The sequence below is a fragment of the Nonomuraea longispora genome (assembly GCF_004348345.1).
GTDB classification, from domain to species: Bacteria; Actinomycetota; Actinomycetes; order Streptosporangiales; family Streptosporangiaceae; genus Nonomuraea; species Nonomuraea longispora.
Genome location: NZ_SMJZ01000035.1, coordinates 27,651 through 52,312 on the forward strand (window position 1 = coordinate 27,651; position 24,662 = coordinate 52,312).

Below are 24,662 nucleotides of genomic sequence, written 5' to 3' on the forward strand. Positions count from 1 at the left end.
CGTAAAGTTTCCTCCAATTGTCCTGACTTTTGGGGGAAATATGACCATGCTCAGCCGGCGACGGCTCCTTCAGGCGGGCGCGGGTGCCGTGCCGGCGATCACGCTCGGGGCGGCTCCCGCGTGGGCGGAGTCGGCCGAGCCGCCGACCACCGGTGTCGTGCCGAAGTCGATGGCGGTGCTCGACAAGGCGCTGAAGACGTACATCAAGGAGCGCGGCATCTCCTGCGCCCAGCTCGCGGTCGCCAAGAAGGGCAAGCTCCTGCTCGCCCGCGGGTACGGCTCCTACACCCGGCCGGACGGCTCCACGGCGAAGGTGTTGCCGACGTCGTTGTTCCGGATCGCGAGCCTGAGCAAGAGCCTGACCGCCGCCGCGATCGTCCGGCTGGCCCAGGACGGCGAGCTGAGCCTCGGGGACAAGGTCGCCGACGTGCTGAAGTTGTCGACCAGAGCCGATCCCCGGCTGGCGAAGGTCAACCTCTGGCGGCTGCTGCAGCACACCGGCGGCTGGGACAGGGGCGTGACGACCGACCCGCTGTGGAACGACGCCACGATCGCGGCGTCGCTCGACGTGCCGCTGCCGATCGACCATGACGACATCATCAAGTACACCACCGCGAAGAAGCTCGACTTCGCCCCCGGCTCGAAGTACGCCTACAGCAACTACGGCTACATGCTGGCCGGCCGGGTCGTCGAGCAGGTGTCGGGCCTGCCGTACGAGACGTACGTGCGGCACAAACTGCTCGCTCCCGTCGACATCGAGCGCATGCGGCTCGGCCGCAGCCTGCGCTCCGAGGCGGCCCGCAACGAGGTGCCCTACGAGTCGAAGTACACCAGGAAGAGCGTCGTGGACCCGTCGGGCGCCACGGTGCCCTACCCCTACGGCGGGTTCAGCATGCCCAACCAGGACGCCAACGGCGGCTGGCTCGCCTCGGCGGTCGACCTGGTCAAGTGGGGTTTCGTCTTCGACGGCGCCGGGCCCGTGCTGAGCTCCACGTCGATCTCCCGCGTCTTCGCCAAGCCGGAGATCGGCGCGAACTCCGGCGGTTCGTGGTACGGCCTCGGCTGGCAGGTGCGCAAGAACAACGCCGGAGGGCTGAACACCTGGCACAACGGGAGCATGCCCGGCACGTTCAGCTTCTTCGCGCGGGTGCAGCACGGCATCAGCTACTGCGCGATCTTCAACCACAGGGAGGAGGAGGGCACGCCGGACTTCGACGCGATCGACCCCATCCTCGGCGAGGCCATCGGCAAGGTGAAGACCTGGCCCACCGCGGACCTCACCGCGAAGTACTTCTGACGCGGTCCCCATCGGGCGCGCGGGCGGCGTCCGCGCGCCCGAACGGGGCCTCGTACGCCCACTGCCAGGCGGTCTCCAGCGGCCCGCGCCGGAACCTGCGCAGCCACAGCGAGGCCAGCACAGTGATCAGCAGGCAGATGGCCGCCCACGCGACCGGCACCGACCAGGGACGGTACGCGTCGAGCCGGCTCGCCAGGCCGAGGCCCCAGCCGTAGCAGAGCACGGCGGCCACCAGGTTCTGGAACACGTAGCCGGACAGCGCCGTGCGCCCGACGTTCGTCAGCCCCCGCCGGACCGGGCCGGGGGCGCCGCGCAGGCCGAGGACGACGGTGGTGATCAGCCCGAGCAGGCCGAGGGCGACCAGGGGAGCCAGCAGGTAGCGGTCGACGACCAACCAGCCGTCGCCGGCGAACGAGGTGGCCAGGTTCAGCGGCACGCCCGCGCCGAGCCCGACGACGATAAGCCTCCTGCGCAGGCGGGCGCCGCGCTCCTCGAACAACCCCGCCCGGAGGAGGCGGACGCCGAGGAGGAAGAGGACGATGCCCATGGGAACGATGATGATCAGCTCGACCCGGAACAGGGCGGCGTACTGCAGGCGGGCGGCGACCTGGTCGAGCCAGCTCCCCCCGGTGTAGAGGTGGCCGACGCCGCCGCCCGTGGCCGGCTCAGCAGACGCCTGCAGCGCCACGGTGGTCAGGACGACCAGGGCGGCGTGGAACGTCCCCACGCCGATCATCCAGCCGGTGATCGCGCGCTCGCTCCTGCCCACCAGGTACGCGACAATCATGGCGGTGACGGCGTAGCCCATCAGCACGTCGAACTCGAAGATCAGGACGTAGTGCAGGGTGCCCTCGGCCAGCAGCAGCGCCGAGCGCCACAGGTAGCGGCCCGGCCAGGCCAGGCCCCTGCGCACGGCGCTGCGGTACTGCAGTTCCAGGCCGATGCCGAAGAGCAGGGTCAGCAGCCCGAGGAACTTGCCGTTGGACAGGAAACGCACAAAGGTCTCGACCGTGCCGCCGCCGCTCAACTGCAGCACGTCCAGAGGGCCGCCGGGGGCGGTGAAGATCCAGATGTTGGTGCCGAGCGTGCCCATGATCGCTACGCCGCGCAGCACGTCGAGTGCCTCTATGCGTCTTTCCACGCCTTCCAGCCTGCTGGCCCCGCCGCCCGTCGCCATCGTCCCGGCTGACGAGAACGGCCGTACACCGTTAGTCGTACGGTCTTACGTCTTCGGTCGGCGGCTCACGGGTACTGAGGCGCCACTTGGCGGGTAGAGGGCCGTGAGGTTCCGTCAATCCCTGCTGAAGGAGGCGACGATGGACACATCAGGGGTCGCGAAGACGGTCCAGGACGTGATGCACCAGGGAGCGGAGTGCGTCGGCAAGCACGACAACCTGCGCACCGCAGCGCGCATGATGCGCGACCTGTCGGTCGGAGCGCTGCCGATCTGCGGCGACGACGACCGGCTCAAGGGAATCATCACCGACCGCGACATCGTGATCAAATGTTGTGCCGAGGGCAAGGACCTCGACACCACCACAGCGGGCGAGCTGGCCCAGGGGCTGGTGTGGGTGGAGGCCCACAACAGCGTCGAGGACGCTCTGGAGAAGATGGAGCAGCACCAGATCAAGCGGCTGCCCGTCATCCACGAGCGCCGGATCATCGGCATGATCACCGAGGCCGACCTGGCCAAGGAACTGCCGGACAGCAAGCTGGCCGAGTTCGTGCACCGCGTCTACGGGCGGGCCTGACCGTCGATCGGGCAGTGTGAAGCCCCGCGGAGTGTTGCGCTCCACGGGGCTCACCGTCCCGGTCAGGCGGCCAGCTTCACGTCCGAGGCCGTGCGCTCGCGGGCCGGGACGAGCCGCGCGCCCAGCGCCCGCGCCGCGATCACCATGGCGGCGGTGACCAGCACGACGTCCTTGAGGATGTACTGCGCCTCCAGGGTGGGCGGGCCGCCGGGGAACATGTCGGTGAAGAACAGCACCAGCGGCGACATGAACCCCACCAGCGCCCCGGCCATCACGAGCAGACCGGACTTCAGGAACTTCCCCGTGACCAGGGTCAGCCCGATGAAACACTCGGTGACGGCGACGACCGCGAGCGCGACGCCGCCCGACACCACGCCGAACGTCAGCTGTTCCAACGTGCCCACCGCGAGCTCCTCCGCGGGACTGACACCCGGGAAGAACTTCAGGAACCCGAACCCCAGGAAGACCAGGCCGACGCTGATCCGCAGGGCGTCGATGCTGTGGCGGGCGAGCCACTCGGTCGTCGCGGCGATCATCTTCGTGTACGTGGCAGTCATCTGCTTGCTTCTCTCTTCCGTCGTCTCTGCCTGACACGACCTAGCGTCGCCGGATCCGCCTTCCGGGGAATCCGCCGGCGAGCGGCGACCTGGCTACGCCGTCCCGCGTACGCAGGCGCGTCCCCGCCTTCGCCCCACGGGGTAGCCGGCGGCGGCGCGCTACCGGGTCCTTGGGGGGCGACGGTCAGGGTTCGACGACCGAGGAGTGCGCGGTGCGCACGTCCGCCTTGGACGACCCTCAGCGGCGGCCGCGTCCCCAGCCTTTGCCGGGGTTCGCGTGCGGGCCCCGCTTGGGCCTGTCGCCCTTCTTGGCCGGCCCCGGCGGTGGACGCCCCGCGCGCTGCGCGCCGGTCGAGCGCGGCCGCGCGGTGCGGGGCGGGTCGTTGCGCGGCCGGACGGTCCGGGGCGGGTCGTCCTCGGGCGGCCTGTCGGCTGACGCGCGGTAGGCGCGCAGCGCGTCGCTGGGTTGTGGCGTCGGGTACGTGACGGGGTCGGCGCGCGGTTTCCCCTGGCGCGTGGCCTCGCCGCCGGGCCAGGAGGTCGTGGCGAGCACGGCGACGATGAGAAGGGCCACGGCGGCCACCTGCCGCCACCGTCCCGGCACGGTCGCCGGCGAGCGGCTTGTCCGGGCGGGGAAGGGCAGGAGGGCGCCGTTGACGAGCGGGACGGAGTCGGTGGGGTCCGGCGCGGCTTCGCGGTGGTGTGGCCGTCCGGGTTCCGCGATCCGTGCCAGCTCCTGATGGGCTTCGGGAGCCCCGGTGCGGCGCCCGGGGTCCTTGTCCAGCAGGCCGGTGATGAGAGGGGCGAGCGACCCGGCCTGTCGCATCGGGGCGGGTCTGCTGGTGAGCACCGCGCTCAGGGTGGCCAGCGCGCCGCTGTCGCCGAAGGGGGAGCGGCCCTCGACGGCCTCGTACAAGGTGGCGCCCAGCGACCACAGGTCGGCCTGCGGGGTGGAGGGCCCGCCGCGCGCCCGCTCGGGGGAGATGTAGGCGGGTGTGCCGAGCACGATGCCCTCGCGCGTGAGGTGCGCCCGGTCGTCCAGCGTGGTGGCCAGCCCGAAGTCGGTCAGCACGGCGCGACCGTCGTCGGCGAGCAGCACGTTCGCGGGCTTGACGTCGCGGTGCACGATGCCCTTCGCGTGGGCGGCGCGCAGGGCGTCCAGCAGGTCCAGCCCGATGCGCGCCACGGTGGCGGCGGGCATCGGTCCCCGTTCATTGATCACGTCGTTCAGGCTGCGGGAGGGCACGTACTGCAGGACGATCCACGGCCGCGCGTCGGCCTCCACCACGTCGTGGACGACGGCGATGTTCGGATGGTTGCTTCGCGTGCCACGACTTCGTCACACACCGTTGCGCATCCGTTACGATTTCGCGCACGAGGCGATGTGTGACGGCCATCACATGGGGTGTGTGGATTCGTGCACAGTTGATCTGAGGCGTCCTTCCTAAGGTCAGTGCCATGCCGGACGGAATCCCCCGAAGGCACCTGACGAAGGAGGAGATCCACATGCGTAAGGCTCTGACGGTCGCGGCGCTGGCCGGTTCGATGGCGGTCACAGGTCTGTCCCTGGCCCCGGCGGCGGCGCAGGCGGCCACCACCATCGCCTCGACCACGGTGAGCTGGGGAAAGTTCTTCTCCAGCGACCACAAGGCGTACACGTTCGGCAGGACGTGGAAGAGCCACGGCAAGGTCTTCACGAAGTGGCACGGTGTCGACAAGCGCGGTGGCAAGCAGGGGTGGGTGTGGTTCGAGGTCTACCAGAACGGTCACTGGAAGAAGTTCAACCAGGCGTGGGACGGCAAGGTGACGGGCGCCTGGCAGGGGCGCGGGATCACGAAGGTGTACACGTTCACCTGCTGGGCGGGCAAGTTCGACAACTGTGGCCGCAAGTACCGCATCTACTAGGAGCGGCCGGCCGGTGCCACGGTCCGGGTGGCACCGGCACGACGGGCCTCCCGACCTACGTGGCCAGGACCTGGCGCAGCGTGGCGGCGAAGGCGTCAGGATCGCCCTTCATGCCGAACTCGCCGTCGAGGAACCCGGCGTGGTGGCTGGGAAAGACGACCGGCTCCGTGCCGATGCGTGCGGCGACGGCCACGCCCGCGCGGTAGCACAGCTGGCCCTCGCTCTCCTCTCCGACACCGATGACCACGCGGGTCGGGGCGGTGCGCAGCGCCTCGAAGTCGTGCTCGTGGTGCGTACAGGTCATGAGGTTCTGCGCGAACATCACATCGTCCCGGGAACCATCGTCCTCCGACGGCAGGCCGAGCTCGGCAGGGCTCTGCACGGGCTGGTCGTCGAAGCCGTCGGGAATCTCGCCGTGCAGGCTCGTGACCGCGATGAACTTCGCCATCGCCGCTCCGAACCCGTGCCGCTCGTAGGCGCGGCGGATGCCGGTCACGGCGGCCAGCGCCTGTTCCCTGTCCGGCAGAACCTGGACGGCCGGCGGTTCGTGCGCGACGAGCGTGCGCACCTGGCCGGGGTGTCTGGCCACCAGCGCCAGCCCGTTGACGGCGCCGCCGCTGCTGGCGAAGATGTCCACCGGCCCGCCACCGAGCGCGTCGATCAGCCGGTGCAGGTCGTCGGCGTGCTGCTCGGGCGTCGACTCGCCGCCGGTGCCGATGCTGCGGCCGCTCCCGCGCGGGTCGTAGGTGACCACCGTACGGTCGCGGAAACGGGCGGCCAGGCCGGTGAAGCCGCTGGCGTCCATCGGGGAACCGATCATCAGCAACATCGGCGCGGTGTTCGGCTCGCCCTCCCGTACGTCGTAGCACAGAGTCCCGCCGGGCACCTCAAGGGTGTGGGTCATGAGTACGTCCTTTCTCGACTTCGGTGATGAAGACCCGTGGCGGCGGCGGAACTCATCGGTCCGCGACGTCAGCGGTCTCTTTCCAGCCGCCCGGGCCGTGGCGGCCGTCAGGGGCGGGACTAACCTGGCGGAATGGACGTATCCGCTGGTGGCTACGGGCTGGGGCCCGAGTCGGGGCAGCTCCTGGTTCACACGACCCGCACCGGGCTGGGTGCCAAGGCCGGTCATGACCTCACGATCGAGGTGACCCGCTGGCACGCCGAGGCCACCGTCGATCCCGCCGATCCGGCCGGTTGCTCGGTGACGGTCGAGGCCGACGCCGGATCCCTTGAGGTCAGGGAGGGCACGGGCGGAGTCAAGCCGCTCACCGAGGCGGATGGCCGGGAGATCGCCAGGATCGTGCGCGAGAAGATCCTGCAGACCCGGCGCCATCCCACGATCATGTTCCGGTCGAGCCGGGTGGAGGGAACTCCCGAGGAGTTCCGCGTCGAGGGCGAGCTCACCCTCGCCGGCGTCACCCGGCCGGCCGAGGTGCGCGGTTCGCTGGCCGAGGGCCGGGTGCGGGGTTCGGCGGTCATCGTGCAGTCGCAGTGGGGCATCCGGCCCTATTCGGCGTTCTTCGGCGCGCTCAAGCTCAGCGACGAGGTCGAGGTGCGGTTCGACGTCGCCCTCATGCCGCGGGACGGCTGACGCCCGAAGGGGGACACCAGGGGCGCCGGTGAACGCCCGGGAACTCAGACCCGGTCGAGCGGGCGGTGCGGCCCGGCAGGGAGCCGCACCTCGATCGCGTCGCCGGGGCGCACCATACCGCCCGTCCTGACGACGCTCATGATGCCGGCCTTGCGTACCACGTTGCCCGCCTCGTCGCGGGTGACGACCTGCTTGAGCAGCCCGTCCTGGAACCTGTCGATCTGCACGCAGGGGTTGCGCAGCCCTGTGACCTCCACCACCGCCTGCTCGCCGACGTGCAGCAGTGTGCCGACCGGCAGGCCGAGCAGGTCGATGCCGCTGCCGCCGTGGCCGGCGAGCAGGTTGACGCTCTCCCGGTTGGGCTTGGTGAAGGAGTGCTCGCCGTTGCTGCTGACCGCCGTTACCGTCCCGTTCATCCGGCTCTGTCCTCCTGTGCGGCGTAGAAGGTTCAAAGACCCAATTTGACAGAAGCCCCGTTGGCTAAGCACTTTGCCCTAATTTTCACAGCTTCGCCACATGCGCGTCTTCGCCCAGGAATGATCAGGCCTGGCCGGACCGCGTGAGCGGCCGGCTGATCGTTGAAGATTGGAGAAACGTGCGAAGACGATCTACCCTGCTCGCCGCCGCGTTCACGATACTGGCGGCGCTGCTCCCCCTTTCGACGGCCGGGGCGGCCGCCGCCGCTGACGGGGCCACGGGGGCCGCCGCCAAGGGCGGCATCACCTGGGCCGCCTGCCAGGAGGAACCTGAGGCCGAGTGCGGCAGGCTCGCCGTACCGATCGACTGGTCCAAGCCGAACGGCCCCAAGATCGAGCTCTCCCTCGCCCGCCGCAAGGCCCTCGACCCCGAGGCCAGGGTGGGCTCCCTCGTGATCAACCCCGGAGGCCCCGGCGGGTCCGGCGTGGAGGCCGTCTACGGCGCCCCCGGCTCCTACACCGAAGAGCTGCGCGAACACTTCGACATCGTCGGCTTCGACCCCCGGGGCGTGGGCCGCAGCCACCCGGTGACCTGCTCGGCGTCGGTCTACAACAAGTTCCCGTACGCCGTCATGAAGAGCCAGGCCGACTTCGACAAGTGGAAGGCGTTCGCCAAGAAACTGCGGGAGGACTGCCGGCAGCGCACCGGCCCCCTCTACGACCACGTCGACTCCGTCAGCGTCGCCCGTGACGTCGAAGCCATCCGCGCCGCCCTCGGCGAGGGCAAGCTCAACTTCTACGGCATCTCGTACGGCACCCTGATCGGCCAGATGTACGCCGAGCTGTTCCCCGGCAAGATCCGGACCATGGCGCTCGACAGCAACATGGACCACAGCCTCGGCGTCGGGGCGTTCCTGACCACCGAGGCCGCCGCCGTGGAGGACGCGTTCGACCAGTTCGTCGGCTGGTGCGAGCAGGAGACCGCGTGCGCGCTGCACGGCAAGGACGTCCGCGCGGTGTGGGAGCGGCTGCTGAAGAAGGCACGTGACGGCAAGCTCTACTACCCGGGCGTCAAGGATCGTCCGATGACCGAGATCCAGGTCCTGTGGCAGGGCGTGCTCGGCACGGAAGGCCCGGCCTGGCAGCTGCTGAGCCAGATGCTCAACGCCCTGGACGGCGGCACGCCGCCGGACGAGGTGCCGCCGCTGCCCGGGCGGCAGCCCGTGTCGGGCGAGACCGTCGAGCTGAACACCACGATCCTCTGCGAGGACTACAAGCTGCCGGTGCGCAACTACCGGGAGTACGCCGCGCTGATGAAGGTCTCCTCCCGCATCGCCCCCGACATGCGCCTCAACCCGATGCCGGTCGAGGACCTGCCCGTCTGCCTGGGCCACCCCACCAAGAACCCGCAGCACCGGCTGCGGTACACGGGTGACGCTCCGATCCTGCTGGGCAACTCGTTGCACGACCCCTCCACCCCGTGGATCTGGTCCGCCAACGTGGCCCGCCAGCTCGGCTCGAAGGCGGTGCTCCTCACGTACGAGGGCTGGGGTCACCGCATCTACGGCAAGGACAGGTGCAGCACGGTGCCCTTCGACGAGTACCTGATCTCGCTGAAGATGCCCAAGAAGGGCGCCCGCTGCGAGGTCGGCGGCAGCGACCCGACGCTCAAGATGCTGCGCAAGAAGGAGGTGTGGCCGACGGACGGGCTCAAGTGGGGCAGCCCGGTCGCGGCCGCGGCTGAGCGCTCGTAGGAACGCGTAGGAACCGGCTCGCGCTGCGTTCCGCCCGAGGGCGGCATCTCTCTGGATGCCGCCCTCTTCGCGTGTGGCGGGCGTCGTCGCGACGTGGCGCGGTACCGCTGCGTCGGCCTGCCGTAGCCCGATCACCTTGTCCGCGCGGAAGATCCCGCTGCCCCCGTACATGCTGCTGGCGGAGGCCGTCATCCTGTCGTACGCCCACGACTGACATCCCGGGCGAGTAGGGTGAGCCGCCATGGCCGTGGGTGAGCACTGGCGTGTGGAGAACATCGAGACGCCGCGGGTCGTCCTGCGGCCGCTGCGCGTCGAGCACGCCGGCGAGATGGCCGCCGTGCTGTCGGACCCCGCCCTGCACGCCTTCACCGGCGGTGTCCCGCTCACCGCGCAGGAGTTGCGCGCCCGCTACGAGCGGCTCGTGGCCGGGCCGCCGGGCTGGCGCAACTGGGTGGTGTGGTCGCGGGAGGACGAGCGGCTCGTCGGTTACGTGCAGGCCACCATCGAGGGCGGCCGCGCCGAGGTCGCCTGGGTGATCGGCACGCCGTGGCAGGGCCGCGGCCTGGCCTCGGCGGCGGCGAAGGCGTTGGTCGGCCGGCTGGTGGGGCAGGGAATCGGCACGGTCGTCGCGCACATCCACCCAGGTCACGCGGCCTCGACCGCCGTCGCCACGGCAGCGGGCCTGCGTCCCACCGGGCGGTGGCGCGACGGCGAGATGCGCTGGGAGCGCGGAGCCGCCGCAGACGGCTGAAACGTCACGGGGTGGTTGCAGAGGACGCTTGATCGCGCCTGAAGGTTTACGACGTTTGGCTGATTGTAATAGTTTTTTTGGTCGATCGAAGATCGTTCGGTAACGTTGTGTAAACAGTCCGTACGTATCCGACCCGGACGCGTTACAGGACAGACGGACGCGTACACGAGAGAAGGCAAGAGGAGCTCGTGGAACAGCAACCACAGGACACCAGCAAAATCATGGATACGTCAGGAGGTCTGAAAGCCGCCCTTCCACCCCGCACAGACTGGGTGGTGTTCGGGGTGGCCGCCGCGCTGACCCTTGCCTTCGTCATCTGGGGTGCGGTCGCCACCGACACGCTGGAGGGCGTGTCGGCCTCGCTGCTCGACTGGACGATGCACAACCTGGGCTGGGCCTTCGTGCTCGCGGCCTCCGGCTTCGTGGTGTTCGTGCTGTGGCTTGCGTTCAGCAAGTACGGCAAGATCACCTTGGGGCAGGAGGGCGAGCAGCCCGAGTTCCGCACCGTGTCCTGGATCGCGATGATGTTCAGCGCGGGCATGGGCATCGGGCTGATGTTCTACGGCGTGAACGAGCCGCTCACGCACTTCACCGAGCCCCCGCCCGCCACCAACGAGGTCACCGCGGCCGCGGCCGCGCGCATGGAGACCTCGCTGGCCACCACGCTCTTCCACTGGACGCTGCATCCGTGGTCGATCTACGCCGTGGTCGGCCTGGCCATCGCCTACGGGTGCTTCCGCCGCGGCCGGCGACAGACGATCAGCGCGGTGTTCACCCCGCTGATCGGCGAGCGGCACGCCAACGGCGGTGTCGGCAAGGTCATCGACATCCTGGCCATCTTCGCCACCCTGTTCGGCTCGGCCGCCTCGCTCGGCCTCGGCGCGCTGCAGATCGGCAGCGGCGTCAAGGAGGTCGGCTGGATGCCGGAGGTCGGCGAGGGCCTGCTCATCGTCATCATCGCGGTGCTGACGGCGGCGTTCGTGTTGTCGGCCGTGTCCGGCGTGGAAAAGGGCATCCAGTGGCTGTCCAACACCAACATGGTGCTGGCGCTGGTGCTGGTCGTCTTCCTGTTCGTGGTCGGCCCGACCGTGCTGATCCTCAACCTGCTGCCCACCTCCCTCGGCTCGTTCGTCGGTGACCTGGCCCAGATGGCGGCCCGCACCGAGGCCAGCGGCGGTGAAGAGGTCGCCACCTGGCTGTCGTTCTGGTCGGTGTTCTACTGGGCGTGGTGGATCTCCTGGACGCCCTTCGTCGGCATGTTCATCGCCCGCATCAGCCGCGGCCGCACCATCCGGCAGTTCGTCGGCGGCGTGATCCTGGTGCCGAGCGTGGTCAGCCTGGTCTGGTTCGCGGTCTTCGGCGGCACGGCGATGCAGGCGGAGGCCACCGGTGCGGGGCTGACCCAGGAGGCCACCGCCGAAGGCCAGCTGTTCGCGCTGCTGAACGAATATCCCCTGGCGGGCGCCACGACCCTGCTCGTGATGATCCTGGTGGGCATCTTCTTCGTCTCCGGTGCGGACGCCGCCTCGATCGTGATGGGCACGCTCTCCCAGCGCGGCACCATGGAGCCCAGCCGGCTCGTGGTGATCATCTGGGGCGTGCTGACCGGCGCGGTCGCGGCCATCATGCTGCTGCTCGGCGGAGGCGGCGACGCGGCGCTCACCGGGCTGAAAAATCTCACCATTCTGGCCGCCGTGCCGTTCATGGCGGTCATGGTCCTCATGTGCGTGGCGCTCACGCGTGACCTGCGCCACGACCCGCTGATCCTGCGCGGCCAGCGCGGCGAGGAGGCCGTGGAGTCGGCCGTCATCACCGGCCACGAGCTCTACGACGGCGACTTCGAGCTCGCGGTCGTCGGAGTCAACGGCGACGGCGGCGACGCCGAGAACGCGGGCGCCGAGAAATCGGGCGCCGAGCCCGCAGGCGAGACGAAGCAGTAGGTTCCGTCCGTGCGGCGCCCCCGGGTGGTCACCCGGGGGCGCCGCTCTTTACGGTGGTGCGGTGCCCACACAGGTGATCGTGCTGAACGGCGGCTCCAGCTCCGGCAAGTCGGGGATCGCCCGCTGCCTGCAGGCGGTTCTGCCAGACCCCTGGCTCGCCGTCGGCGTCGACACGCTGATCTCGTCGATGCCCGCGTCCATGCAGGCGTCGGCGGGCGGCATCGTGTTCTCCCCGGACGGCCAGGTCGAGGTCGGGCCGGAGTTCGGCCTGCTGCAGTCGGCGTGGATGACGGGCGTGGCCGCGACGGCCCGCGCGGGCGCCCGGATGATCGTGGACGACGTCTTCCTCGGCGGCGCGTCGTCCCAGGAACGGTGGCGCAAGGTCCTTGCCGGGCTCGACGTGCTGTGGGTCGGCGTGCGCTGCGACAGCGCGGTCGCGGCGGGCCGTGAGACGGCCCGCGGCGACCGGGTCACGGGCATGGCGGTCACCCAGGCGGAGATCGTTCACCAGGGCGTGGTCTACGACGTGGAGGTGGACACCACCCACACCGAGGCGCTGGCCTGCGCCCGGACCATCGCCGCCCGGGTCGTCTCCACCACCCCGGCCGCGTGATCAGCGGAGGGTGGCGGTGAAGGTACGGCCGTGCGCGTGGCGGGTCCTGGCCCGGACCTCGGTGCCGCCCGGCACGCGGCGCACCGTCACGCCCTCGTCGGCGGTGTCGAGGCGCAGGGGCCTGCCGCGCAGCACGACCGTCACATGGTCGCGTTTCATCGTGGGGTCGGACAGGGCGACGACCGTGCGCTCGCCGCTGCGGACGATGACCGAGGCGGGGCCGTCGACGATCAGCCGCTCCGCGTGCCGCCGGCCGCCGGTGAAGACGTTGGCGGCGACGATCCCGAGCCTTCCGTGCTTGATCGCCTGCACGTGCCGGTCGTTGGCCAGCACGGTCAGCGGGCCGTCCTTGTAGCGGCGCAGCCGGGCCTCGCTCGCGTTGGGGACCAGGGCGTAGGCGACGGCGGAGACCCCGCCGGCGGCCGGGTGGGCGATGGAGGCGGTGAAGACGTTCTTGGTGACGCTCGTGTCGGGGTTGCTCGCGCGGACGACCCTGCGGCTGCGGGTCACGGTCTCCAGCCCGGCGGCGACCGGCTGCCGGGTGAGGAAGGCGTAGCCGACCGAGGTGCGGCGGGTGTCGTTGGCGTACCGCAGCCAGCGGGGCGACGCCGTGTCGCCCGCCCGCCAGGCCCCGCCGCGCCAGTCGTCGCCGGTCAGCACGACCGTGTCCCCGGGGGCGGCGATGCGGCTGTCCACGGTGGTCACCGCGGCACGGCGGCCCTGGCCCGAGACGTCCGCGGCCAGCACCACGATCTCGTCGTCCAGCATGAACCACGACTTGGTCGCGCGGGCGTTGCGGTAGACGACGAAGTCGTCGGGCAGGATGCCCTCCTGCTTGGCGGTGTAGGCGGCGTCGTTGGACTGCACCATGCCGGCCGCGCCGTACGCGCCGAGCGTGGCGCCGCCGGAGAAGGTGTTTCCGGCCAGCGGGAAGTACACGTAGGTGTTCTGTGACTCCGACGAGGAGGTGAACTCCAGCGGATGGTCCGGGTTCTCGTACCAGAACCGGCCGTACAGGTCGGGCACCGTGCGACGCTCCTCCTCCGGCGCGGTGACCCCGGCCAGCCGGTACGGTGAGACGGCCGTGTAGTAGTCGACGCCGAAGACCTCGCGCTGGTCCTCTCCCGAGAGATAGAGATAGTAGGCGCCGTCGCCCTGGAACCAGGGCATGAGGTTCTCGCCGTTCATGTACTCGTACTTGCTGATCCGGTCGGAGCTTCGCGCCAGCGCGAAGGCGTAGCCGGGGCGGCGGTGCACGGTCCTGTCCATGGAGTTGAACGCCACGGAGCGCTCGGGCGGGTTGAGGTCGGCTGCCGGGATGGCGGAGTCGGCGCGGATGGCCGCGTAGCGGGCGATGCTCACCGGGGAGACGAACGCGCCGGTGTCGGCCTCCGGCAGGAACTTGACGTATTTCTTCAGGGCCTGCGAGCCGTCACCCTCGACGTGGTCGGCCAGGTCGGCGGCGGCCTCCACGATCACCTGGACGTCGGTGTAGCCGCTGGCCGTACGCGAGACCGCCCGCCCCTTGACGATCTCCATCATCCACCCCTCGAAGATGAGCGGGGCGAAGCCGTCGGAGATCCAGCGGTACACCACGCCGGCCAGGTCGGCCCCACCCTCGCTCGTGGCGCCTTCGAGCGTCTTGAGGGTCTGCACGACGCGGGTCAGCAGGGCACGCCCGTAGGAGCCGGTGTAGGCGACCGAGTGGTGCTGGATGAAGGAGCCGTCGTGGTAGTAGCCGTCGGTGACGCCGTGCTGGAGGTCGTAGGGGTCGATCGTGGCGAAGACGGTGGCCTGGTCGGAGATGGCCTTGGAGACGCGGGCGTCGTCGTCGGTCAGCGCGCCCTGGAGGATGCGGTTGCCGGTGATGTCGGCGAGGTTGGCCCCGGTGTGGAAGCGCGAGTCGAGGTCGACGTCGCCGTCCTTGCCGTTGCGCAGGTAGGCGTCCATCGACGCGATGTACGTGGCCGGCAGGCCGGGACTGACTTCCCGCACCCGTTCGTCCAGCAGGACCAGCGTCCTGCTCACGTGGGTAGGGATGCCGATCTCCCAGCTGTGCCAGTTGCCGTAGTAGCCCTTCGACTGGTCGCCGAAGTGGTGTTCGTGCAGCCACTGCAGGCCGTCGACGACCCGGCGCTGGACGGCGGCGTCACCGTCGAGCTCGCCGCCGGGCGTGCGGGTCGCGAGCGCGATCTCGTACAGGTACTGGTACGCCGTGCGCAGGTTGGCGTCGTCGGCGCCGAGCGCCAGACCGGCGAACAGCTCGCCGTCGCCCGCCCGGTCCATCGCGGTCAGCCGCTGCCTGGCGGTGTCGAGCATCGCCGCCAGCTTGGCGGCGACCTCGGGGCGGGCGTTGACGTCCGCGGTTCCCGCGAAGATCGCCACGGTGTTGGCGAGCAGCCGCGCGTGATCGGTCGCCGACGCGGCGGCGGCACGCAGGGGCGCGGCCGCCATGGCGAGCAGGCCGGCGGCGGGGAGGAGGGAGAGAACCTGGCGTCGGGACATGTGCGGCACTGCGGGCTCCATGCCGTTGGGGGGTATGCCGGGCTCACCCTACATGATCTCGTTTTCGCAGCCCAGACCAGGCGCGGCACCCGGTCACCGTATGGTGCCCGACGGGTCGTCGGCGCTCTCACCCATGATCACGGGCGGGCCGTCGGTGACCTTCCCGGCAGGCAGGTCCCCGGTCTCCACGCAGCTCTTTCCCTCGGGCAGCGGCGGCGGGCGCTCGGGGAACAGGTCGGTGACCGGCTCGCGCGAGCTCGGGGCGCGCATTTCGATGGTCATCTCGACGGCGTCCGGCAGCCGCCCGAGCCCCCGGGCGACGGCGAAGTAGGACACGCCGTCCACGACCCTGTAGGCGTGCGCGGCGAAGGACCACGCGTCCCACGCGCCCTCCTCGGGCGGGTCGGGGTCGTCGGATTCGCGCGGCGGCAGGCACACCGTGGAGTAGACCGTCCAGCCGCCCTCACGCAGTTTCCGCATGCCCTTCGCCGCCCACCGCCGCGCCTCGCCGGCCGGAGCCGCCGCGGGCCCGTCGGCCAGGACCACGGTGACCATGCCGCGGGTGGCGGGCAGGTCGTCCGCCTTCCGGAAGGCGAGCCTGCGGGCCGGCTCCTCGACGGCCTCGCCGACGAACGGCTGCGACAACAGCACGTCGAGCCGCTCGTGATCGGCGCGCGTCGTGGCCTCGGAGGCGACGCACCCGCTCAGCAGCAAGCAGATCGGCACCAGCAGGAGCCGCCGGGTCATCGGGGGGTCACCACGCCCTGGACGTGCTCGTATCCCAGGGCCGTGATGTCGCCGTTGCGGAAGTCGTCCTCGCTGACGCGGGTCAGGTCCCCGCTCGGGTTGTAGAAGACCAGGTTGTCGCCCTCGTGCCCGACGAGCAGCACGTAGTGGGCCGGGTAGGAGTCGCCGATGAGGACCGGCACGGTGTGGCCGGCGTCCACCGCGCCGACGGCGTCGTCGAGGGCCGGGTTCACGGAGCCGGCGTCGGTGTCGTCGACGATCCGCCAGTCGTAGCGCGTGCCGAAGGAGTCGGCGTGCTCGTTCAGCTCGTCGGTCAGCCCCCAGGGGGAGGTGCCGAGGCTCTGCGGCCAGGCGGTGTTGGTGGAGTCGTGGATGCGGTGCTGCTCGTCGGTGAGCCTCTGGCGGAGTTCGGCGGCCGTGAGCGGGTTGCCCTGGTCGTCGGTGGTCAGGCTCAGCGCGTACAGCGGGTCGTTCATGGCGCGCGCCACCATGATCGAGGTGGAGCCGCAGGTCGTCTGGTCCTGCTGTTGCAGCTCGACGCCGTTGACCCGCACGGTGCCGCCGCTCGCCGGGTCGACCAGGCTGAGGTGCTCGCGCAGCCAGCTCTCGCTCTTGCCGCGGATGGCCGAGGCGAAGGTGGCGATCTCATCGACCGGGTGTCCGGCCGCGAGGGCCTTCATCAGGTACGCGCGTTCCGTCTCGGAGCCCGCGTCGTCGAGAAGGCGCTGCATGCGGGCGCGGTCCTCCTCCGACAGCGCGTCCATCTTCTCGGCGGCCCTGGCCAGCTGCGCCGTGGTGAGGATGCCGTTCTCCTCCTGTACGGGGCCGCCGATGCCGGCGGCCGCCAGCAGCACCGCGTCGAAGGCGTCGATGTGGGGCGAGCGGGCGGCGCCCGCGCGTGCCTTGCCCTGCACGTCACGCAGCCCGCGCCGCAGCGTGTCCTCGGCTGCCTGGAGGTCTTCGAACACCCTGATGCCACCGTGGATGGCCCTGACGGCGTTGCCGACGACCTCGACGATGCCGCCGTCGCCGTCGAACGGCCACACGGCGTTCCACACGTTGCGTACGATCTCGTGGGCGCTGTCGAGCTCGCCCAGCGCGTCGGCCAGCTCCTGCCGGTGCCCGCCGAGCCTGCGTTTCAGCCTGCGCAGCTCCTCGGCGTACTCCGTCAGCAACGTGTCGGCTCTGCGCATGGCGGGCGCGGCCTCCTGCATCAGGTCGTCCGCCGCTCCGAGCGCGGCGAGTGCCTCGGTGGCGGCCTCGCCCTTCCACACCGACGGGACCGAGACCTTCGTACGGTCGAGATCGACGGAGGCGGTGTCGACCACGGTCGCCATCTTGCGGAAGGCCCTGGCGAGGTCGTCGATGCCGTCGGAGTCGCCGGGCACGTCCCTGAAGATCGAGGCCACCGTGTTGATGACGCTGATGACCTCGCCGACCACGGTGCTCGGGCTGACCATCGTCGTGAGAGAGACGGCGGCCTGCCTGAGCCGGTTGATCGCGGTCGAGACCTGGAGGTAGTCGTTCGACGTCATGAACCGTCACCGGAGGCCGGCGCCCTGGACTCGAGATAGTCGTCGATCGACTCGAACCCCGCGGCCGACGCGCGCGTCGCCAGGCACCACCGCTCCAGCACCTCGTGGTAGACGGAGAACTCCTTCTCCCATGCGTCGCGCACCTCGGCGAGGGCGGCGGCCGGATCGTGGAGCTCGAACTCGGCCTCGGGGGAGTCGATCTCATGTTTCCAGTCGCGGCGGGCGACCCGGATGTCTTCGGCGGTGTCGCAGATGGCCCCGGCTCTTTTCTTGATCCCGTTGTACGCGTAAAGGGTCTCTGACGAGCTCACGTTACCTCCGAAGATCAACCTGCGCGGCCGTCCACGTGGCGAAAATTCGATGAGATCGCCAGGCCGTGAACAGTACGATAAGGGCTCTTTGATACCGTCCCCGGGTAAAGGCGTTGAGCGATGGCCGTGAGCATGCATGATGTGGCTCGTGTGGCCGGGGTGTCCCAGCGCACGGTCTCCAACGTCGTCAACGACTACGCCTACGTCCGCCCGGAGACCCGCGAGCGGGTGCTCGACGCCATGGCGATGCTGGGCTACGTGCCCAACGCGGCCGCGCGCAGCCTGCGCTCCGCCCGCACCGGGCTCATCGCGTTCGTCGTCCCCGACTTCAGGGCCCGCATCTTCGCCGACCTCGCCGACCCGGTCGTGCGCGAGGCCGAGGCGCTGGGCTACACCGTGCTGATCGAGCTGACGGGATCCGACAGGGAGCGGGAGCTGGCGGTGCTGACGGGCGGCCGCAACCAGCTCACCGACGGCGCGATCATGATGGCCCTGTCGTTGCGGCCCGGCGACGGGCAGCGCCGCCGCGCCGACTTCCCGATCGTGCTGATGGGCGACGAGGTGCTGGAGGGGGAGGTTCACCACGTCGGCATCCCCAACCGCGACGCGTCCACGGCGGTGGCCCGCCACCTGGCCGAGACGGGCAGGAGGCGGCTGATGCTGCTCGGCTACGACCCCGATGGGGGCCTGACGGCACGCACGCGGGTGCGGGGCTTCCTCGACGGTGTGACGGAGGCGGGGCTGCCCACCGACGAGACCCTGCTGATCAGGGCCGACTGGACCCGCGAGGGCGGCCGGCAGGCGATCGAGCAGCACATCGACACCGGCGGCCCGATGCCGGACGCCATCTTCGCGATGAACGACTCCATCGCCCTCGGCACGCTCCGGGCGCTGCAGGCCAGGGACATCAGGGTGCCGAAGGACGTCGCGGTGGTGGGCTTCGACGACGTCGAGGAGGCCCGCTATTCCACGCCGTCGCTGACCTCCGTCTCCCCCGACGTCGAGTCGATGGCCGCCCACGCCGTCGCGATGCTCCACGAGCAGATCACCGGCAAGACCGGCGGGCGAGCGTCGCACGTCGTGGTCGACTTCCAGCTGAAGGTGCGCGAGTCCAGTCAATGAGGGCCGGTCACTGACCGCCGAGCCCGGTGGTGGCGATGCCCTTGATGATCTGCCGCTGGAAGAACAGGAACACCACGATCAGGGGCAGCGCGGCCAGCACGGACCTGGCCATGTTCTCGGCGAAGACGATGCCGAAGCCGGTGGAGACGGTCTCAAGGCCGACGGGCAGCGTCATGAGGAAGCTCGAGGCCCGCCGCTGTTCGTCGGGGTTGCCGCTGAGGAACCACGAGCTGGCTGTGGCGTAGTCGGCGCTGTTGGAGGCGACCTCGCCGTCGATACAGGCGCCACAGCTGGGCGCCGTCCCCGAGAAATCCGTACGAGAGCCCGTAGTCGGAGCCGGTGAGTTTCTTGAACTCCCGGCCCATGCCCTTCAGCCAGCACGACCTGCTTGATCTCGGCGCCGGGCATGGCGGCGTCTGCCTTGCTGACGATCGCGTTCATCCGCTCGCCGTCGCCACCGGTCATGAGATGCCAGAAGACGATCTCCCGGGTGCTGCGTGCGGCGGGTTCGTACCGCAACCGGCGAGCAGTGCGGAAAGTCCCGCGGCCTGCAGCACCCTTCGCCGAGAGAGGCGGGAATCGGGCCACTTGCTCATAAGGTGCTTCCTCGCAGAGGGTCCGGCCAGCCCTTCACACCGGGGATAGCCGGATGTTGACTCCGGTTGGAGGGAGTGTGACACACTCTGCTACGTAGCAAAAGGTTTTGTTTTGTCAGTTTTTGTGATTTTTGGAAGGTTGACAATGCCTAGTTCCGCCGTGCCTCGACCGGAATATCCCCGCCCGCAGATGGTCCGGCAGGACTGGCTCAACCTCAACGGGCCGTGGCAGTTCGAGATCGACGCAGGAGACTCCGGCCTGGAACGTGGCCTGCGTGAACGTGAGCTCTCCGGGACGATCACCGTCCCCTTCGCGCCCGAGTCGGAGTTGTCCGGCCTCGCGCACACCGACTTCATGGAGGCGGTGTGGTACCGCCGCACCGTGACGATCCCCGGCGCGTGGGCGGGCCGGCGGTCGCTGCTGCACTTCGGCGCCGTCGACCACGACGCCACCGTGTGGGTGAACGGTGTCGAGGTGGCCCGCCACCGCGGCGGCTTCTCTCCGTTCACGGCCGACCTCTCCGGCGTGGTGCGCCCCGGCGAGGACGCCACGATCGTGGTACGCGCCCGCGACACCCGCCACGGACCCCAGGCGCGGGGCAAGCAGTCGACCCGGTACGCGAACTACGAGTGCCTCTACACCCGCACGACGGGGATCTGGCAGACCGTGTGGCTGGAGCCCGTCCCTGACGTGCACCTGCGCCGCCCGCGCATCACCCCTGACGTCGCGACCTCCTCCTTCACCGTCGTCACCCCGCTGTCCGGCAACCGTCCCGGCAGCTCGGTCCGCGTGACCGTCGCCGACAAGGACGGCGCCGTCGCCACCGCGACCGCCCGCGCCGACGCGGACCTCGCCCCGTCCTTGCGCCTGCAGCTCCCGGAGGACCGGGTGCGCCTGTGGGAGCCCGGCGACGGCCACCTCTACGACGTGAAGGTCGAACTGCTCGACGCCGGCGGCGCCGTCACGGACACCGTGGACGCCTACGCCGGGCTGCGCTCCGTCGCGATCGACGGCAAGCGGGTCCTCATCAACGGCCGCCCGGTCTTCCAGCGGCTCGTCCTCGACCAGGGCTACTACCCCGACGGCCTCATGACCGCGCCCAGCGACGAAGCGCTGCTGCGGGACATCGAGCTGGCGCTGGCCGCGGGCTTCAACGGGGCGCGCCTGCACCAGAAGGTGTTCGAGGAGCGCTTCCTCTACCACGCCGACCGGCTGGGCTACCTGGTGTGGGGGGAGTTCGGCGACTGGGGCGCCCACGACGGGCGCGAGCAGCGGCCGACCGCGTCCTTCGTCACCCAGTGGCTGGAGGTTCTGGAACGGGACGTCTCCCACCCGTCGATCATCGGCTGGTGCCCGCTCAACGAGACCCGCCAGCCGATCCACGACCGCGTCGCCCAGCTCGACGACGTCACCCGCGGCATGTTCCTGGCCACGAAGCTCGCCGATCCCACCCGCCCGGTCATCGACGCGTCCGGCTACAGCCACCGCGTGCTGGAAACCGACATCTACGATTCACACAATTACGAACAGGAGCCCTCAGCCTTCGCCGGGCTGATGGCCGGCCTGAGCAAGGACGAGCCGTTCGTCAACGACGTCGACGGTCTGCCCATCTCCGTGGCCTACCGGGGACAGCCGTACTTCGTCAGCGAGTACGGCGGGATCTGGTGGAACCCCGAGCTGGCAGGGACAGCGCAGAGGAAGGACCGGCAGACGTCCTGGGGGTACGGGCAGCGGGTCCGGACCGAGGACGAGTTCCACGAGCGGTTCGCCGGGCTGACCGAGGTGCTGCTGGACAACCCCGACATGTTCGGCTACTGCTACACCCAGCTGACCGACGTGTTCCAGGAGGAGAACGGCATCTACCGGTTCGACCGCACGACCAAGCTGGACGTGGAGCGGGTTCGGCAGGTCCAGTCGAGGACCGCCGCCTCCGAACGGTGACCTCGACGCGCGTGTGCGGCGTCGCCCTGTTTTCTCGGCGCTGGTGGCGTACCAGGTCTTCTACCTGCTCGACCACCTGCGCCGGCCACAGGCGGCCGCGGCGAATCTGATGTTCGTGTCGTCCGTCTAGCTCACGGTCGCCAGCCTGCTCAGCGCCTTGCTCGGCGGATGGCTCTCGGACCGGACGGGACGCCGCAAACCCTTCGTCTTCGGCTCCGCCGCGCTGGCCGCCATCGGCCTGGCCTGGGTCGGGATGGCGGGTGACGTGACGTCCTTCCTGGTCGCGGTCACCGTGTCCGGGTTCGGCAAGGGCCTGTTGTTCGTCATCGCCGCCTGCTTCGTGCTGCTCGGCGCGGCCGCGATCCACCTGGTCAAGGGCGTGCGCTGAGCACAGTCCCGTGCCCTAGAGGAAACCGGCGATCTCCCTCGCGGCGCTGAGCACGATGGGTGCGATCTCGTCCGCGTCACGCTCACCGATGGTCACCATGCCCACGCTCGCGTCGGCCGGGCGCCCCGCGATGGAGATCGGGGCGGCGACGCCCCACGCTCCCGGCTGCAGCTCCCCCTCGGTGACCGAGTAGCCGGCGGCGCGTGCCTGCGCTATCTCGGAGCGCTCGCCGTCGCGGGGACGGCGGCCCGCGAGGATCGCGATCCCCGAGGCGCCCCGGTTCGAGGGGTGCCGGGTGCCCGCGCGGTAGGTGACGTGGATGCGCGAGGCGCGCGGCTCGGCCACGGTGAGCACGACCGCCTGGCTCTCGTCGATGTCGAGCACCGTGATGAACGCGGTGGCGTTGCACGTGTCGGCCAGCGCCTGCAACGCCGCGGAGGCGGCGGTGCGCAGCCGGTGCCGTACGGCGGCGTTGAGCTCGACGATGCCGAGGCCCAGGGTGAAGCGGTTGCCGACCCTGGCGGCCAGCCGGTGGTTGCCGAGCGCGACGAGGTGGCGGGAGACCGCGTTGCGGTGGATCCCGGCCAGTTGCGCGAGCTGGGTGATCGTCAGCCCGTCAGGATGGTCCTTGAGGATCTCCAGCAGCCGTAGGCCCGTGTCGATGGTCTTCGAGCCCGCGGCGCCGGGGCGGTCGGCGGTCATGCGGCCCCCAGGCGAGGAGAAGGGGTGTAGGTCAGCGGAAGGTGCTTGATGCCGCCGATGAAGTTCGACACCAGCCGCTCGGGAGGCCCGGCGAGCCGCATGTCCGGCAGCCGCCACAGCAGCTCCCTGTAGAACGTGCGCAACTGCAGCCGGGCGAAGCGGGCGCCGAGGCACACGTGCGGCCCGTCGCCGAACGCGACATGATCGTTGGGCCGGCGCGCGATGTCGAACCGCATCGGGTCGGGGAAACGCCGCTCGTCGAAGTTGGCGGCGCCGTGGAAGACGACGACCTTGTCCCCGGCGGCGATGTGCCGCTCGCCCAGCACCACGTCGCGTACGGCCGTGCGGCGGAAGCTCAGCACCGGTGGATGCCAGCGCAACATCTCCTCGATGGCGGAATCGAGCAACTCGGGGTCGTCGAGCAGCCGGCGATGCTGGACGGGATGGCCGAGCAGCGCGGCCAGCCCGCCGGGCAGGGCCGAGCGCACGGTGTCGTTGCCCGCGATGACCAGCAGGAAGAAGAACATCGACAACTCGGGATCGGTGAGCCGCTGCCCGCCCACCTCGGCCGTGGCCAGGGCCGTCATGAGGTCGTCCGCCGGCTCGCGCCGTTTGCGGTCGGCCAGCGCGTGGGCGTACGCGAACATGTCCTTGAGCATCGCCGGGGAGCGCGGGTTGACCGGTTTGCCGTCGGGGCCGCGCTCGACGGTCGCATGGTCGGGGTCCTGGTAGCCGATCACGCGGTTGGTCCACTCCAGGATCTGGTCGCGGTCGGCGAGGGGGATGCCGAGCAGATCCGCCAGGTTGTGGATCGGATAGTCGTCGGTCACGTCCACCGGCAGGTCGCACTCGCCCCGCTCGGCGATCTCGTCGAGGAGCAGCCGGGCCCGCGCCGCGATGCCGGCGGTGAAACGTTCGATGCGCCTCGGCGTGAACACGCCGGAGACGATCCGCCGGAGCCGGCCGTGGTCCGGCGGATCGAGGTTGAGCATCATCCGCCGGATGAACGACAGGTCGGCCGGGTCGGGGTCGCGGATCTGGGTGGCGCCGAGCCAGGAGCTGAACTCGCTGGGCGAGCGCAGGACGCGCACGACGTCCGCGTGGCGGGTCACCGCCCAGAACCCCGGCCCGGCCGGCCAGTCTCCGACCTCGTGCTCCTCCTGCCAGTGCACCGGTTCGTGGTCACGTAGCAGGCGGTACGTCTCGTGCGGGGTGCCCTGTGCGTAGATACGCGGGTCGAACACGTTGACCGTCGTACTCACGGGCAACCCTCCAAGGGGATCGGTCAGGCGGCCAGGAAACGTTCGATGGCCGACACGAGGGCGAGCGGCGTCTCGTCCGTCGCGTAGTGGCCGGCGTCGGCGAAGGTCAGCAGTTCGGCGTCGGTGTACCACTGCAGCCAGGTGCCCCGCATCACGTCGGCGGACAACGCGGGGTCGTGCTCGCCGGCGATGACGAGCACCGGCGTGGCCGAACCGGTCACCTCGTCGTGGAAGTCGGTCTTGGCCCAGGCGTCGAGGTAGGCGCGGAAGGCCGTCACCGTGGCGTTGGCCAGCGAGCCGGCCACCATCTCGTCGAGCCACGCGCCGGGAAGCCGGTTGCCGGTGGTGAGGTCGATGATGGCCCGGCGGTTGCCGGGCTCCTCGGCGGCCCCGGAGAACAGCGCCCAGCTCTGCTCGTCGAACGGCACGCCGGAGGCCGGCACGGGGGAGACGCCGACGAGCCGGCGCACCCGTCCGGGCGCGTCCACCATCACGCGCTGCATCGCCGTCCCGCCCATCGAGTGACCGACCAGGGAGAACGTCTCCCAGCCCAGCTTGTCGGCGAGCGCGATCACGTCGCCGGAGATCTCGGCGAGGGAGTAGTCGCCGGTGAGGTCGCGTGCCTCGCCGTACCCCCGGTAGTCCGGGAAGGCGTAGCTGAAGGCGTCGCCGTTCAGATAGGGGCGGACCTTGCGGAAGGAGGTGCGGTCGCCGAACCAGCCGTGCAACACGATCACGTGGTGCGGTCCGGAGCCGGTGACGTCGTGGGGGAGGACGACGGGGGCCATGGTGTTCTCCTTAGCGTTCGTGGCAACCGGGGGGGGTCGGCGGGCTGCGTCTCGCTCGCGGGCTGTCCGCCGTGGCACTGCAGGGTGAACCAGACGTACTTGCCGTTCTTGTGCTGGACCGCGCCCCACCGGTCGGCCTGTGCCTCCACCAGGAACAACCCGCGCCCGCTCTCGGCGAAGAAGTCG

Annotated in this window: 26 protein-coding genes and 1 pseudogene; 12 read left to right on the plus strand and 15 right to left on the minus strand. The window is 70.3% G+C overall.

Features of this window, described 5'->3' with window-relative positions; all coding sequences use genetic code 11:
* Window positions 1-40 precede the first annotated feature (40 nt).
* Window positions 41-1,297: a serine hydrolase domain-containing protein gene (locus E1267_RS12165; RefSeq protein WP_132332534.1), complete on the plus strand. Its 1,257-nt coding sequence runs from the start codon at window positions 41-43 to the stop codon at window positions 1,295-1,297.
* Here the strand turns inward: E1267_RS12165 and E1267_RS12170 are convergent.
* Window positions 1,278-2,438 carry a DUF418 domain-containing protein gene (locus E1267_RS12170; RefSeq protein ID WP_342774805.1) on the minus strand — a complete coding sequence of 387 codons (1,161 nt, stop codon included), beginning with the start codon at window positions 2,436-2,438 and terminating at the stop codon, window positions 1,278-1,280. The two genes, E1267_RS12165 and E1267_RS12170, sit on opposite strands and share 20 nt — an antisense overlap.
* Window positions 2,439-2,613: 175 nt before the next feature.
* Between E1267_RS12170 and E1267_RS12175 the strand changes: the two genes are divergently transcribed.
* Complete coding sequence (locus E1267_RS12175; RefSeq protein ID WP_132332535.1) at window positions 2,614-3,048, plus strand: CBS domain-containing protein; 435 nt, start codon at window positions 2,614-2,616, stop codon at window positions 3,046-3,048.
* Window positions 3,049-3,110: 62 nt separating this feature from the next.
* Here the strand turns inward: E1267_RS12175 and E1267_RS12180 are convergent, their stop codons facing one another.
* Together E1267_RS12180 and E1267_RS12185 are read right to left on the minus strand one after the other, a co-directional pair.
* Window positions 3,111-3,605, minus strand: a complete 495-nt coding sequence (locus tag E1267_RS12180) for a DoxX family protein (protein WP_132332536.1) — start codon at window positions 3,603-3,605, stop codon at window positions 3,111-3,113.
* 238 nt (window positions 3,606-3,843) lie between these two features.
* A pseudogene (locus tag E1267_RS12185) lies at window positions 3,844-4,917 on the minus strand (serine/threonine-protein kinase); the annotation flags it as partial.
* A gap of 194 nt (window positions 4,918-5,111) precedes the next feature.
* Between E1267_RS12185 and E1267_RS12190 the strand changes: the two are divergent.
* On the plus strand, window positions 5,112-5,510 hold the full coding sequence (locus E1267_RS12190) for a hypothetical protein (RefSeq protein WP_165959572.1): 399 nt from the start codon (window positions 5,112-5,114) through the stop codon (window positions 5,508-5,510).
* Between the two features lie 55 nt (window positions 5,511-5,565).
* Here the strand turns inward: E1267_RS12190 and E1267_RS12195 are convergent, their stop codons facing one another.
* Window positions 5,566-6,414 (minus strand): alpha/beta fold hydrolase, encoded by an 849-nt coding sequence (locus E1267_RS12195; RefSeq protein WP_132332539.1) that lies wholly within the window; start codon window positions 6,412-6,414, stop codon window positions 5,566-5,568.
* Window positions 6,415-6,546: 132 nt separating this feature from the next.
* Between E1267_RS12195 and E1267_RS12200 the strand changes: the two genes are divergently transcribed.
* The gene (locus tag E1267_RS12200; protein WP_132332540.1) at window positions 6,547-7,104 is read left to right on the plus strand and encodes a YceI family protein; all 558 of its coding nucleotides are present in this window, start codon (window positions 6,547-6,549) and stop codon (window positions 7,102-7,104) included.
* A 44-nt stretch (window positions 7,105-7,148) separates the two neighbouring features.
* Here the strand turns inward: E1267_RS12200 and E1267_RS12205 are convergent, their stop codons facing one another.
* The gene (locus E1267_RS12205) at window positions 7,149-7,520 is read right to left on the minus strand and encodes an MOSC domain-containing protein (RefSeq protein WP_132332541.1); all 372 of its coding nucleotides are present in this window, start codon (window positions 7,518-7,520) and stop codon (window positions 7,149-7,151) included.
* Between the two features lie 179 nt (window positions 7,521-7,699).
* On the opposite strand from E1267_RS12205, the gene E1267_RS12210 reads away from it, so the two are divergent.
* From E1267_RS12210 to cpt, 5 genes are all read left to right on the plus strand, one after another.
* Window positions 7,700-9,274 (plus strand): alpha/beta fold hydrolase, encoded by a 1,575-nt coding sequence (locus E1267_RS12210; protein WP_165959573.1) that lies wholly within the window; start codon window positions 7,700-7,702, stop codon window positions 9,272-9,274.
* A 73-nt stretch (window positions 9,275-9,347) separates the two neighbouring features.
* Entirely contained in the window at window positions 9,348-9,488 is a 141-nt protein-coding gene (locus E1267_RS44255; protein ID WP_165959574.1) for a hypothetical protein, read from the plus strand.
* A gap of 27 nt (window positions 9,489-9,515) precedes the next feature.
* Entirely contained in the window at window positions 9,516-10,025 is a 510-nt protein-coding gene (locus tag E1267_RS12215; RefSeq protein WP_132332543.1) for a GNAT family N-acetyltransferase, read from the plus strand.
* 221 nt (window positions 10,026-10,246) lie between these two features.
* Entirely contained in the window at window positions 10,247-11,965 is a 1,719-nt protein-coding gene (locus tag E1267_RS12220; protein WP_132332544.1) for a BCCT family transporter, read from the plus strand.
* A gap of 61 nt (window positions 11,966-12,026) precedes the next feature.
* Entirely contained in the window at window positions 12,027-12,578 is a 552-nt protein-coding gene (cpt, locus tag E1267_RS12225) for a chloramphenicol phosphotransferase CPT (RefSeq protein ID WP_132332545.1), read from the plus strand.
* On the opposite strand, the gene E1267_RS12230 is transcribed toward cpt, so the two are convergent.
* The 4 genes from E1267_RS12230 to E1267_RS12245 form a co-directional block, all read right to left on the minus strand.
* Entirely contained in the window at window positions 12,579-15,083 is a 2,505-nt protein-coding gene (locus E1267_RS12230; RefSeq protein ID WP_132332546.1) for a polysaccharide lyase family 8 super-sandwich domain-containing protein, read from the minus strand.
* A gap of 93 nt (window positions 15,084-15,176) precedes the next feature.
* The gene (locus E1267_RS12235) at window positions 15,177-15,830 is read right to left on the minus strand and encodes a hypothetical protein (RefSeq protein WP_132332547.1); all 654 of its coding nucleotides are present in this window, start codon (window positions 15,828-15,830) and stop codon (window positions 15,177-15,179) included.
* Window positions 15,827-17,365 carry a hypothetical protein gene (locus E1267_RS12240; RefSeq protein WP_132332548.1) on the minus strand — a complete coding sequence of 513 codons (1,539 nt, stop codon included), beginning with the start codon at window positions 17,363-17,365 and terminating at the stop codon, window positions 15,827-15,829. The genes E1267_RS12235 and E1267_RS12240 overlap by 4 nt, the downstream gene beginning before the upstream one ends.
* Window positions 17,362-17,676, minus strand: coding sequence for a hypothetical protein (locus tag E1267_RS12245; protein ID WP_132332549.1), 315 nt, complete (start codon window positions 17,674-17,676; stop codon window positions 17,362-17,364). Before E1267_RS12245 ends, E1267_RS12240 begins: the two co-directional genes overlap by 4 nt.
* A 141-nt stretch (window positions 17,677-17,817) precedes the next feature.
* On the opposite strand from E1267_RS12245, the gene E1267_RS12250 reads away from it, so the two are divergent.
* The gene (locus E1267_RS12250) at window positions 17,818-18,798 is read left to right on the plus strand and encodes a LacI family DNA-binding transcriptional regulator (protein WP_165959575.1); all 981 of its coding nucleotides are present in this window, start codon (window positions 17,818-17,820) and stop codon (window positions 18,796-18,798) included.
* 7 nt (window positions 18,799-18,805) lie between these two features.
* Here E1267_RS12250 and E1267_RS12255 read toward each other — a convergent pair whose 3' ends face one another.
* Both E1267_RS12255 and E1267_RS47865 read right to left on the minus strand, forming a co-directional pair.
* Window positions 18,806-18,973, minus strand: coding sequence for a hypothetical protein (locus E1267_RS12255; protein ID WP_220449440.1), 168 nt, complete (start codon window positions 18,971-18,973; stop codon window positions 18,806-18,808).
* A 286-nt stretch (window positions 18,974-19,259) separates the two neighbouring features.
* Window positions 19,260-19,394 (minus strand): twin-arginine translocation signal domain-containing protein, encoded by a 135-nt coding sequence (locus tag E1267_RS47865; RefSeq protein WP_132332551.1) that lies wholly within the window; start codon window positions 19,392-19,394, stop codon window positions 19,260-19,262.
* Window positions 19,395-19,539: 145 nt separating this feature from the next.
* On the opposite strand from E1267_RS47865, the gene E1267_RS12265 reads away from it, so the two are divergent.
* Both E1267_RS12265 and E1267_RS12270 read left to right on the plus strand, forming a co-directional pair.
* On the plus strand, window positions 19,540-21,336 hold the full coding sequence (locus E1267_RS12265; RefSeq protein WP_132332552.1) for a glycoside hydrolase family 2 protein: 1,797 nt from the start codon (window positions 19,540-19,542) through the stop codon (window positions 21,334-21,336).
* A gap of 157 nt (window positions 21,337-21,493) precedes the next feature.
* Entirely contained in the window at window positions 21,494-21,724 is a 231-nt protein-coding gene (locus tag E1267_RS12270; RefSeq protein ID WP_132332553.1) for a hypothetical protein, read from the plus strand.
* A gap of 15 nt (window positions 21,725-21,739) precedes the next feature.
* On the opposite strand, the gene E1267_RS12275 is transcribed toward E1267_RS12270, so the two are convergent.
* The 4 genes from E1267_RS12275 to E1267_RS45620 form a co-directional block, all read right to left on the minus strand.
* Entirely contained in the window at window positions 21,740-22,426 is a 687-nt protein-coding gene (locus E1267_RS12275; RefSeq protein ID WP_132332554.1) for an IclR family transcriptional regulator, read from the minus strand.
* Window positions 22,423-23,688 (minus strand): cytochrome P450, encoded by a 1,266-nt coding sequence (locus E1267_RS12280; RefSeq protein ID WP_246063789.1) that lies wholly within the window; start codon window positions 23,686-23,688, stop codon window positions 22,423-22,425. Before E1267_RS12280 ends, E1267_RS12275 begins: the two co-directional genes overlap by 4 nt.
* A 23-nt stretch (window positions 23,689-23,711) precedes the next feature.
* Window positions 23,712-24,476, minus strand: coding sequence for an alpha/beta fold hydrolase (locus E1267_RS12285; RefSeq protein ID WP_132332555.1), 765 nt, complete (start codon window positions 24,474-24,476; stop codon window positions 23,712-23,714).
* The coding region (locus tag E1267_RS45620; protein WP_220449441.1) for an ATP-binding protein at window positions 24,422-24,662 on the minus strand (241 nt) is incomplete at its 5' end. The genes E1267_RS45620 and E1267_RS12285, both read right to left, overlap by 55 nt.